This window comes from Rhizobacter sp. P3_C12 (genome assembly GCF_056402735.1).
Map to the genome: position 1 here is coordinate 1 of NZ_JBFUGW010000214.1, position 10,908 is coordinate 10,908.

General features: G+C 68.4%; 10 protein-coding genes. 4 read left to right on the forward strand and 6 right to left on the reverse strand.

The features are described 5' to 3' along the window. A partial coding sequence (locus AC1DXV_RS25280) for a sensor histidine kinase (RefSeq protein WP_477936132.1) occupies positions 1-1,031 on the forward strand: 1,031 nt, incomplete at its 5' end. 73 nt (positions 1,032-1,104) lie between these two features. Continuing rightward, positions 1,105-3,111, forward strand: coding sequence for a TonB-dependent receptor plug domain-containing protein (locus AC1DXV_RS25285; protein ID WP_477936134.1), 2,007 nt, complete (start codon positions 1,105-1,107; stop codon positions 3,109-3,111). Between the two features lie 2 nt (positions 3,112-3,113). On the opposite strand, the gene AC1DXV_RS25290 is transcribed toward AC1DXV_RS25285, so the two are convergent. The 5 genes from AC1DXV_RS25290 to AC1DXV_RS25310 form a co-directional block, all read right to left on the reverse strand. Next, entirely contained in the window at positions 3,114-4,109 is a 996-nt protein-coding gene (locus AC1DXV_RS25290; RefSeq protein WP_477870994.1) for a nicotinate-nucleotide--dimethylbenzimidazole phosphoribosyltransferase, read from the reverse strand. 37 nt (positions 4,110-4,146) lie between these two features. Then, complete coding sequence (locus AC1DXV_RS25295; protein WP_477870992.1) at positions 4,147-5,064, reverse strand: hypothetical protein; 918 nt, start codon at positions 5,062-5,064, stop codon at positions 4,147-4,149. A gap of 16 nt (positions 5,065-5,080) precedes the next feature. After that, positions 5,081-5,755 (reverse strand): hypothetical protein, encoded by a 675-nt coding sequence (locus AC1DXV_RS25300; RefSeq protein WP_477936136.1) that lies wholly within the window; start codon positions 5,753-5,755, stop codon positions 5,081-5,083. Between the two features lie 31 nt (positions 5,756-5,786). Then, positions 5,787-7,016 carry a hypothetical protein gene (locus AC1DXV_RS25305; protein WP_477870122.1) on the reverse strand — a complete coding sequence of 410 codons (1,230 nt, stop codon included), beginning with the start codon at positions 7,014-7,016 and terminating at the stop codon, positions 5,787-5,789. 110 nt (positions 7,017-7,126) lie between these two features. Beyond that, positions 7,127-8,305 carry a glycoside hydrolase family 5 protein gene (locus AC1DXV_RS25310; protein WP_477936138.1) on the reverse strand — a complete coding sequence of 393 codons (1,179 nt, stop codon included), beginning with the start codon at positions 8,303-8,305 and terminating at the stop codon, positions 7,127-7,129. Positions 8,306-8,566: 261 nt separating this feature from the next. Here AC1DXV_RS25310 and AC1DXV_RS25315 point away from each other — a divergent pair, with 261 nt between their 5' ends. Beyond that, positions 8,567-9,637 (forward strand): substrate-binding domain-containing protein, encoded by a 1,071-nt coding sequence (locus tag AC1DXV_RS25315; protein ID WP_477870126.1) that lies wholly within the window; start codon positions 8,567-8,569, stop codon positions 9,635-9,637. A gap of 36 nt (positions 9,638-9,673) precedes the next feature. Here AC1DXV_RS25315 and AC1DXV_RS25320 read toward each other — a convergent pair whose 3' ends face one another. Continuing rightward, the gene (locus AC1DXV_RS25320; RefSeq protein ID WP_477936142.1) at positions 9,674-10,444 is read right to left on the reverse strand and encodes an SDR family oxidoreductase; all 771 of its coding nucleotides are present in this window, start codon (positions 10,442-10,444) and stop codon (positions 9,674-9,676) included. A gap of 154 nt (positions 10,445-10,598) precedes the next feature. Between AC1DXV_RS25320 and AC1DXV_RS25325 the strand changes: the two genes are divergently transcribed. Beyond that, on the forward strand, positions 10,599-10,908 hold a 310-nt coding region (locus tag AC1DXV_RS25325), incomplete at its 3' end, for a hypothetical protein (RefSeq protein WP_477936140.1).

The window sequence follows — 10,908 nt, forward strand, 5'->3', positions numbered from 1 at the left end:
CCGACCCGCTGCGCCTGCCCGACGGCCTGTCGGAAACCCTGCATCAAGGCGCCCTGCTGCGCAGCTACACCGCCCGTGGCCAGCACTGGTCCGTGACACTGCTCGACGACGACATGCGCAGCACGCGCTGGGCCGCGCGCGAGGCCGGCCTCGAGCTGCTGGGCTACCTGGCGCTGACGCTGCCGTTCATCCTGCTGCCGGTGTGGCTGGCGCTGCGCGCGGCACTGGCGCCGCTGCGCGGCCTGTCGGAGCAGGTGGCGGTGCGCGCGCCTGCCGACATGAGCCCCATCGTGCTGCCCAAGGGCTACCGCGAGCTGCTGCCGCTGCAGACCGCGTTGAACCGGCTGTTCGAGCGCATGGCCGCCACCTTCGCCCGCGAGAAGGCCTTCGTGCACGACGCCGCACACGAGCTGCGCACGCCGCTGGCCGTCATCAGCGCCCAGGCCCATGTGCTGCAGACCAGCGAGGGCCCGGCGCGCCACGAGGCCGCGCGCCGCCTGCAGGGCGCGGTGGAGCGGGCCTCGCACCTCGCCCACCAGCTGCTTCGCCTGGCCCAGGCCGACGCCACGGCGCTCGCGCCGCGCGAACTGGTGGACGTGATGAACCTCGCGCGCGACACCCTGGCCGGCATGACCGAGGTGGCGACCGGACAAGGCAGCGAGCTGTCGCTGAGCGGCCCCGACAACGCCGTGCTGGCCACCGACCCGCGTGCGCTGCGCTCGATGCTGGGCAACCTGGTGGACAACGCGCTGCGCTACGGCGGGCGCGGCGTGCTGGTGGACGTGAGCATCGACGTGCAACCGGCGCGCTGGCAACTGCGGGTGCTCGACAACGGCCCGGGCATTCCCGCCGCGCAGCGCGAACAGGTGTTCGAGCGCTTCTGGCGCGGCAAGGCCGGGGACGAACGCGGTGCAGGGCTGGGCCTGGCCATCGTGCGCGAGGCCGCGCGCTCGCTGGGTGGCGACGTCGACCTGCAGCCCGGCTCCGGCGGGCACGGCTGCAGCTTCACGATCACCCTCCCCCGATCGTGAGAGGCCGGTCTTCAGGAAGCACGAAGGTGGTTGCGGCGAGCATCGTGTCCCTCGTCACCGCACCTTGTGCTTCATGCCGCTCCTGCGCCACCCCCACCGCCTCGCCCTCAGTGCCATCACCTTGGCTTGCCACCCCACCGCGTGGGCCCAGGACGCTGCAGCACCTGCCGAGCCCATCCACCTGGAAACCGTCGAGATCCAGGGCCAGCGCGGGCGCAACGCCGCCGGCAGGCAGACGCTGACGCGCGAGGAGCTGGCGCGCATCCCCGGCAGCAGCGGCGACCCGATGAAGGCCGTGATGGCCCTGCCCGGCGTGACCACCACCGACGACAGCAGCAGCGCTCCCGCGGTGCGGGGTGCGCGGCCGCAGGACAACGCGTACTACGTCGACTTCCTGCCGGTGGGCTACCTGTTCCACCTGGGTGGCTTCACCAGCACCTTCCACCCCGACCTGATTCGCCGCTTCGACCTGGCCAGCGCCGCCTGGAGCCCCGAGTACGGCGATGTGGTGGGCGCGGTGTTCGACATCTCGCTGCGCAACCCGCGCAGCGACCGCCTCGGCGGCAAGCTCGACTTCAGCCTGCTGGGGGCCAGCGTGCTGGCCGAAGGGCCCATCGGCGACGGCTTGTCCTTCTTCCTGGCCGGGCGGCGCAGCTGGTTCGACCTGGCCGTCAAGACGATGGAGGACGAGAAGGAAGGCGTCAGCCTCACCGTGCCCGTGTACCACGACTCGCAGGGCCGGCTGTCGTGGGAGCTGAACCCCGGCCATCGCCTGCGCCTGGACTTCAGCACCGCCAACGACCGCATCGACTTCACCACGAAGGAAGGCTCCCGCGCGGCACAGCGCGACCCGGTGCTGCTGGGAAACAGCAGCATGCGCCAGTCGTACAGCAGCTTCGCACTCAGCTGGGACGGCGACTTCGCCCCGTCCACCGCCAACCAGCTCGCGCTGGGCCGGATGGCCACCCGCGACTTCACGCGCATCGGCAGCGCGGGCTTCTACGACGCCGAGGTGGTCACGACCTACCTGCGCGAACAACTGCGCCTGGCCTGGACGCCTGGGCACGCCACGACGCTGGGCGGTGCGCTGAACAGCCGCCTCGTCGATCTCGCGCTGGACATCCAGGACCCGCGCTGTACCGAGTTCGATCCCAACTGCGACATCAGCTCCGCCGGCCGCGTGGTATCGATGCAGAAGACACGCCAGAACCAGGCCGAGGCCTACGCCCATCACCGATGGCGGCTGTCGCCCGAGTGGACGGCCACCGGCGGCCTGCGTGCCAGCCGCGACTTCTACCTGCGGCAGACCTTCACCGAACCGCGCCTGGGACTGGAGTGGAACCTGTTGCCACGCACCATGGTGTCGGTGGGCATGGGCCGGCACCACCAGCCGCCGCCCCTTGAGCAGGCGCTGCGCGACATCGGCAACCCCCAGCTCGCCGACCTGCGCAGCACGCAGTACGTGCTGGGCGTGACGCAGGCCCTCGACGCAGGCTGGTCGGTGCGTGCCGAGGTCTATCGCAAGACCTTCCAGGGCTATGCGGTCGACGACCCGGCGCTGAAGTACATCAATGGCGGCAGCGGCACGGCCAGCGGCTTCGAGCTGCTGGTCAGGAAGGACGGCAGCGAGAAGCTGACGGGATTCTTCTCGCTCAGCGTCTCGCAGGCGCGGCGCCGGAACGACCTGACGGGCCAGAGCTTCCGCTTCGACTACGACCAGCCCGTCATCGCCACGCTGGTGGGCCAGTACAAGCAGTCGGACGCCTGGACCTGGGGCGCCAAGTGGAGCTACCACACCGGCTCGCCGTACACACCGGTGGTGGGCACCGGCCTGTACCCCGACGGACGCGCCAAGCCGGTCTACGGCGCCATCAATTCACGGCGCGTGCCGGCCTACCACCGGCTGGACCTGCGGCTGGACCGCAAGGTGTCGGACCGCTTCACGTACTACGTCGAGCTGATCAACGCCTACAACCGGAAGAACGTCTCGGGCTACAGCTACAGCCCCGATTACCGGACACGCGAAGAGGTCTACCAGCTGCCGGTGCTGACCTCGTTCGGGATCCAGTACGCGTTCTAGTTCTACGTGGCCTGTGCCGCTGCGCCGAGCAGCTGTTCAGCCGATTTCAGCAAGGGCCACGCGAGCACGGCGTTGCAGCTTTCACTCGTGCACTGGGCCGCCTCGAGCAGGGGCTCGGCGCCCAACAGCCGCAACCACCGTGCATGCCCATTCGCCTGCGAGCCATGTGAGAAGACACAACGCTCCAGCAGTGCCGGCGCCAGCCCTGCGGCCACGGCCACGGCCGCCGTCGTGACGAAACCCCCGACAACGATCACGCGACGCTGTCTCGCAGCCTGGAGAACCGCCCCGACGAGTGCCGCGATCTCCAGGCCCCCCATCGCCGTCAGGGCGGCCATCGGGTTGGAGGCGCCGACGTGCAGATCAAGCGCCCTCTGCAGCACCGCGAACTCCCTCGCCCGCCCCATGTTGCCGAAGCCCGCGCATTCTGCGATCGGCACGCCGGTGAGCCGGCTCATCAACAAGGCAGCAGCCTCGTTGCCCATGCCGGTCTCTCCCAGCAGCAACACATTGCCCGGCAGCCGGCTGACCAGGCGCGTGCCACGCTCGATCGCGGCACGACATTGCCCGACCGTCATGGCGGCACCACGGCTGCTGTCCAAGGTGCCCCGCGCCATCTTGATCCGCAGCAACTGCAAGTGCGGCTCGAGATCGGCGCGCAAGCCGCAGTCGATCACCGTCAACGCCAGGCCGTTGCGGCGAGCAGACAGGGACGTGGTCGTGCGACCGGCCAGGATGTTGCACACCCGCAGCGCCGCCACATCCGGCGGATGGACCGACGCCGTCCGCGCCACGATGCCGTGGTCGGCGGCGAAGACCACCAGCTGAGGCTTCTCCAGCCGCGGCCGGGCCACCCCCTGGATCTGCGCAAGTTTCTCGGCCAGCAACCCGACGCGGCCCTGCCCGTCGCCCGAGCCGGACATCAGGGCAACTTCATGTTGCACCCGCTGGGCCAGTGCGGGGTCGCAGAGGCTGGGGATGTCGTAGTCAACGCTCATCTGGGTCGACTCCTGTGACGCTCGCGCCTGCGGCCTCCTACTTCAGCAAGGACAGCGTGCCCACGTTGAAGCTCACCGTGCGCTCTCCCACGGGTTCGGGCGTGTCGGCGATCTCGATGGCGGTGAGCGCCTCCAGCGTCGACTTGACGTCGACGCCCTCGGCACCGCAGTACTCCGGCGCTGCGAATTGCGAGAACTCGATGCGGTACTCCGTGACCTGGGGCTTCACCGGCAGCATCAGGATCGGGTAGCAGCCCCGTTGCTGGACGGCCGGGTCGTTCCCCACGAGGCGCAGGCGCAGCTTGTTCACCGTATGGCCCGCCAGGTGAACCTTCAACGCCTTGTACTCGGTGGCCACCACGGGTCGCTGCGAGACCAGCACGATGCCGACGCCGGCCCATTGGCTCCCGCCGCGGGTGTTGAACTGCCCCGTGACGTTGAGCACGCCGTTGTTGCGGACCGTGATGTCTCCCAGCGTCGCGTCGCCCGGCCTTTCGGCATAGATCAGGCCCTCGATGAAACCGCCCTCCACCGAGGCCGTCGTGCCGTTGAATGCGGTCCAGAGGCGCTCGATCCCGGCCACCGTCACCGGTGGAGGGACCACCGCCGTCGCGGTCGTCGCCGGGATCGATGCCAGCAACGGGGCAGGCGCCGGTGCCGGTGCCTCGCCCGCCGCCCGGGGCGCCTGCGGCTTCGCGGCGGGTGGCGCCGCAGCGGTGACGCGTCGAGGTGCCGCGGCCGCGGGCGCTTCGGCCTCCCGGCGCAGCTTGACCTCGACCCGGCCCGCTTCCAGGATGCGGCGGAACGGGCTCTCGGCCAGCCGCTTGGCCTGGTCATCGGCCTTTTCCGGGTTCGGCATGTTGGCCGGCACCTGTGCAGTCGCCTCCAGGGCCAGCGCAGCCAACGCGGTGGCCAGCCCGCGGGTGAGCACGGTGATGTGATTCAGGTGGCGCATGGCTTGCCCCCTCGACTCAGCGGGCCAACCCGATGGCACCCACGCCGAAGCTCACGGTGCGGTCACGCATCGGCGCCGCGGCTTCGGCCACTTCGATGCCGGTCAGGCTCTCCAGCGTGGGCTTGAGCGCGACACCCTTGGGGCCGCAATAGCCTTCGGGGGCGAAGCGCTCCAGCGCAATCCGGTACTCGGCCACTTCGGGCTTCACGGCTTGCCACACCATCGGGTAGCAACCGAGCCGCTGCGTGGCCTCGTCCGGCCCGACAAGCCGCACGCGCAGGCGGGTGCTGGTGGCGGAGCTGAGCCGGATCGTCAGGAACCGGTAGTCGCCGGCTTTCACCGGGATCGATCTCGGCGCGCCGATGTTGACCCCGAGACCGCCCCACGCGCTGGCGCCCTTGCCGAAGAATTGCCCGGTCACGGCGAGCGCATCGCCGTGCACGGCCAGCGGCGATACCAGCGCATCGCCTTGCTTCTCGGAAAAGGCGAAACTGGTGATCACCCCTCCCTCCGGCGTGCGTGACGGGCTCTTGAACGTCGTCACCCACAACCGATCGGCCGAGTCGGCCTGCACGTTGGGCGCCGCGGCCTGCGACGCGAGCGGCACGACCATGGGCTTGGGTGCCGGCGACTGGGCGCACGCGCCCAGCAAGGCGCACGCTGCGAGGGCGAGGAAGGGGTCGAGCTTCATGTCATCTCCTTGTTGGTTGGGTCCGCGCCGATCACTGACCCGACAGCAGGACAGGCTTGCCGATGACCACCGACACCGCATCCAGGCCCGCGCTGCCCTTGAGCTCGCGGATCTGGAACTGCTTGAGCTTGGTCAGCGCGAGTGCGGTGTCAGGACGCGTGGCGCTCGCAGCCGCGCAGGTGGCATCGGGGTTGTTGGCCAGGCTGAACGACGAGAAGGGAATCACGCGCGTCGCGGCGGTACCGCTCAGGCCGGTGACCACATAGCTCGGGAAGCAGCCATCGTCGACCGCATCGGCCGACTGCAGCATGACCACGACCTGGCTGTTGCTGGTGGACGCCAGGTTGATGCTCAGTGCGGGCCAGCCGGACACGTCGCTCGTCGCGGTCAGCGGCAGCACGGCCACGGTGGCAGCCCAGGATTCGGTGGCCGCAGTGCGATTGCCGGTCAGCGTGTACGCCGAGCTGCTTTCAGCGAGAGCGTTCCCCGTTGCGCCGGTGCCGTACTCGAACGAGAACGGGCCCGTGATCGACACAGCCGACGTGGCCGGCGTGGCGGGCTTGGGCGCGAATGCGATGCTTCCCACATGGATCCCCACGGTGGCGGAACCGGTGGCCGGGAGGGCCTCGTCCGACACCTCGATGGCTCCGACATTGGCCAGCGTGCCGGCCAGCGCCGGGTTGGTGACGGTGGCGCCGGCGCAGAAGTCGGGCAGCTTGAAGTTGGCATCGGTCAGCGCCAGCTCGTAGCTCGTCTGGGTGGCCGTGACCGTCACGCTGGCCGCCGGCACGCAACCGTTGGGTGTCGAGCCCAGCGCCTTGATCTTGAGCTTGAGCGTCTTGTTGGTGCCGGTCGATGCCAGCGAGAACTGCAACTTGGTCGCGCCGGACTGGACCTGGTTGCGGTCGGCATCGCGCAGCGGGATATCGATGCCCACGCCGCCGAAGGTGCTGCCGCCGGCGTTGCTGAAGCTGCTGGTGACATTGAGGATGTTGTTGCTGACACCCAGCACCGGCAGGGAGGGCAAGTCGCCCGCCTTTTCGGCATAGGCGAATGCCGAGGCCGTCCGCCCCTGGTCGGTGCTGCCGTCGGCCGCGGTGAACGACGCGACGACCTGTCCATTGATGGTGACCGGCACGGCGGGCGCCGGTGCAGGTGCAGGCGCCGGGCCCGGCACCGGGGTGCCTCCGCCGCCGCAGGCTGCGAGCAGCAGGAACAGGGTCGAGACGGCGGCCATGCGATGGGAGTTGTCGATGTTCATGGGGGACTTCTTTGCTGTGGGGGTGGTAGACGATTGCCTGCACGTGGCGGGCGGACGGATCAGCGTTGTGCCGCGACGTGGCGCAACGCGGGAAATCAAGCTGGAGGCGCTCATCGGCCGTACAGGGCATCTCTCAGGTCGGTACGGAACGCACCGGCACCCGAGGGGTCGTAGACGCCGAAACTCGAGGCCAGCTCCCAGTAGTGCCAGCTCATGCCGCGGGCTTCGATCAGGTCGCGCATGACACGCGAGTAGTGCACCCGCGAGGCGCTGTCCGCGGCCGAGTACGACCCGAACTCGCCGACGAAGATCGGGTAGCGGACCTGCGCGCCATAGGCCTTCGCGAGGTCCAGGCCCCAGGTCATTCGCGACAGCTGGTCCGCCGTGCAGCAGCCCAGCCCGACCGGCAGCGCCGGGGTGACCCAGGTGGCGCCCTGGTGGGTGAAGTTGAACGGTTCGTAGTTGTGGACCGTGAGGATCAGGTTGGCGTCGTTGGGCAGCACGAGCTTGGACAGGTCGGCCGCGCTGTTCCAGCTGGTCGGGCCGACGACGATCAGGCGTTGCGGGTTGTCGCGGCGAATCACGCCGACAGCCCGCGCCATGAGGTCGTTCCAGCGATCGGTCAGGTTGCCGTGCGGCTCGTTGTAGACCTCCAGGATCAACCGGTCGCTGCGATTCTTGTAGCGGGCCGCGATCTGGCGCCACATCGAGAGGAAGCGCACTTCCAGCACGGCGGGATCCACCGAGCGTTCGTTGGCGTCCAGCACGTCGCCGTCGAGCTGGCGATAGTGGTGCATGTCGAGCAGCACGTAGACACCCTTGTCCAGCAGGCGGTCGACCACGCTGTCCACGCGGGCGAAGAAGGCAGGGTCGATCACGGCCGCCGCATCGGCCGAGGCGTGATTGCTCCACCGGACAGGCAGCCGAACGCTGTCGAACGTGCCGCCATCGAGCAGATCGATGAAGCGTTGCTCCACGGTCACCCCCCAGTCGCCTTCTCGCGGCGGCTCGAGCATGTTGCCGAAGTTCACCCCACGGCCGAACGCGGCCGCGGCGCTGTGGGCTCGCGCCGAGGCGCCAGGGGGATTGCCCGCCGCCGCTGCGGGATAGTCGGCCAGCGTTGCCGCGTCGGACGCCGTCGCGCCGCCGGCTCCGCCGCAAGCCGCCAGCCCCGCGCAGAGCAGGATCGCGGTCACGGCGAGCCGTGCAATCGATTGCAACGACGAGGAAGGAAGGCCTGGAAAAGGCCTGTCAGGGGCGCCGCTGGCCGAGCTTTCTTCCGTCTTCATCATTCGTTCAACTTCCGGTCATGAGGTGTGGAATGTGCGTGCAATCGATTGCAAGCTCAGAGCAATGTTGCAGCAAGGTTACTAGCCGTGTCAACGGGGCCGTGCCTTATGATCGGGATAACGTGAATTACTGAGCAGTGGGCGACTCTTTTCGCCCTGCCAGCATCGACTCGCGAAACAGAAGCAACAGTTCGCTGGAAGATGCCTAGTGCAATCGATTCCAGGAATCGCTAAGGAGCGCCCGTTCGGGCAAGCATCTCAATGACCAGCCCTACCAAAGGAAGGCACGGCGCCCCGGCGAACCCAGGCGCTCCGGAGCAGAGTTCGACCCTGCAGGATGTGGCTCGGCTGGCCGGTGTGTCAGCCAGCACCGTGTCGCGCATCCTGAACGGCCAGGTCGACTCGCCCCGGCGCGAGGCCGTCGACGCCGCGATCAAGAAGCTGCGCTTCAAGCCGAACCTCGTGGCGAAGAGCCTGCGCAGTGGCGTGAGCATGGCCATTGGCGTGCTGACGCAGGATTTCGACAACCCCTATACGTCGCGTGCAGCCAAAGGCGTGGAAGACGAACTGATGAGCGGTGGCTACACCCCCATCGTGATCTCCGGCCACTGGAATCGCACCGGTGACGAAACGGAGCGCGTGCGCGTGCTGATGTCGCGCAAGATCGATGGCATCGTGGTCATCGGTGGACGGCTCACCAACGAGCAGTTGCTGGATCTCTCCGAACTGCAGCCCATCGTCGCGATCGGCCGCGACTGCGACGGCCCCCGCTTGCGTTCGCTGGATGTCGACCAGCGCCAGGGCGGCTACATGGCGACCCGTCACCTGATCGAGTTGGGGCATCGGCGGATCGCCCACATCGCAGGGATCGAGTACCAGCCCGACGCGATCGCCCGCATGCAGGGCTACATGGATGCGCACCGCGATGCCGGTCTCTCGGTGGATCAGCGCCTGATCGTGCGCGGCGACTTCTCCGAGCCGGGTGGCGTGCAGGCGATGCAGGCCCTGCTCGGTTCCGGCATCGGGTTCACGGCGGTCTTCGCGGCGAACGACCAGAGCTTGAATGGCGCGCGGCTGGTCTTGTTCAATCGAGGCATCGAGGTGCCCGCAGAGATCTCGCTGGTGGGGTTCGACGGCTTGCCTGCTTCCGAGTATTCCGTGCCGCCGACCACCACCGTTCGGCAACCCATCTACGAGATGGGTTGTACCGCCGCCAGGGAATTGCTTCGGCTGCTGGGCGTGAAGCAGCTGAACGAGGCACCGATCGGGTCGCTGGATCTGCAGCTGATGGTGCGGGGTACCACGGCACCACCGCCTCGTTCGGTTGAATGAGCCCCCCGCTTCTTGCTGGCCACCGCAACGAACCGATCAAGATCTGGTGATCGAAACGCCACCGTCGACGAGAAGCGCTGCGCCCGTCATGAAGCTCGAGGCGTCAGAGGCAAGATGGAGTACTGATCGGGCGATTTCATCGGGCCTCGCCATCCGCTTGAGCGCGTGGAGGCCCTCGACGAACGCCAACAGCTCAGGGGTGGCGCCAGGCGCATTGGTGATGCTCGCGGGGGTGTCGGTCCCCCCGGGCAGGATGGCGTTGACGCGAATGCCCTTCGCGCCGAGTTCGGCGGCGAKGACCTGGGTCAGGCCGATCAGCCCCGCTTTGCTGGCGGCATACGCCGCCATGCCGGGCATGCCGACGCTGTAGCCGACGAACGAGCCGGTGAACACCAACGATCCGCCGCCGCGCGCGATCATCGCCGGCACCTGGTACCGGGCGCCGAGAAAGGCGCTTGTCAGATTGGTGTCCAGCACGTCGCGCCATCCGGCCACCGACACCTCCTGGACCGGCCCCGTTTCACCGACGGAGCCGGCATTGTTGAACGCGATGTCGAGCCCTCCGAACTCGCGGACCGCCGTCTCCACGGCGAGTTTCGCCGTGGCCTCGTCCCTCACATCTCCAGCGACGGCGATGGCCTGGCCGCCAGCGTCGACGATCTCGGCGACCAGCCGGTCGAGCAGCCCCTGGCGCCGGGCCGTCACGACCACCCTGGCCCCTTCTCGCGCGAACATCCTCGCGGTGGCATACCCGATTCCTGAACTTGCCCCGGTGACGATGGCAACCTTGTTGGCCAGTGCGGTCATGTCTTCTCTCTGCTTGTTGATGGACATGCACTGTGTGCTCGTGCGAGCCGCGCGTCTGGCTGCATCCGGACACTGAATTCGATGCGCTTCACAGGCCACAAAATCAGCTTTTGACCGATACCCAAGCCATCTTGGCGCCGTTCCAATGCATTGCATGGCGAACGACGAGCGTGCTGGCTTCGAGCGGACAACTCGCAAACGGGAACCGACCTCGCCTGCCGCAACGCGGGGTCATCGCACCACCGCGAAACTCTCCGAGCTGCTGGCCAACAGTCCACGCATGGTGGCGCAGCGCGAAGCCATGGCCCGGGCCTTCGGTTCGTCCACGCGAGCCCCCGCGCAAGCGGTCGGTCGCCGCTCGGCTGCCCCGCAGCGGTCCCCTGCACAAACCATCCAGCGTGTCCCAGGATGGAAGAAGGTCGGCATCGGAGCCTTGACGCTGCTGGGTGGCGCGGCCGCCGGGG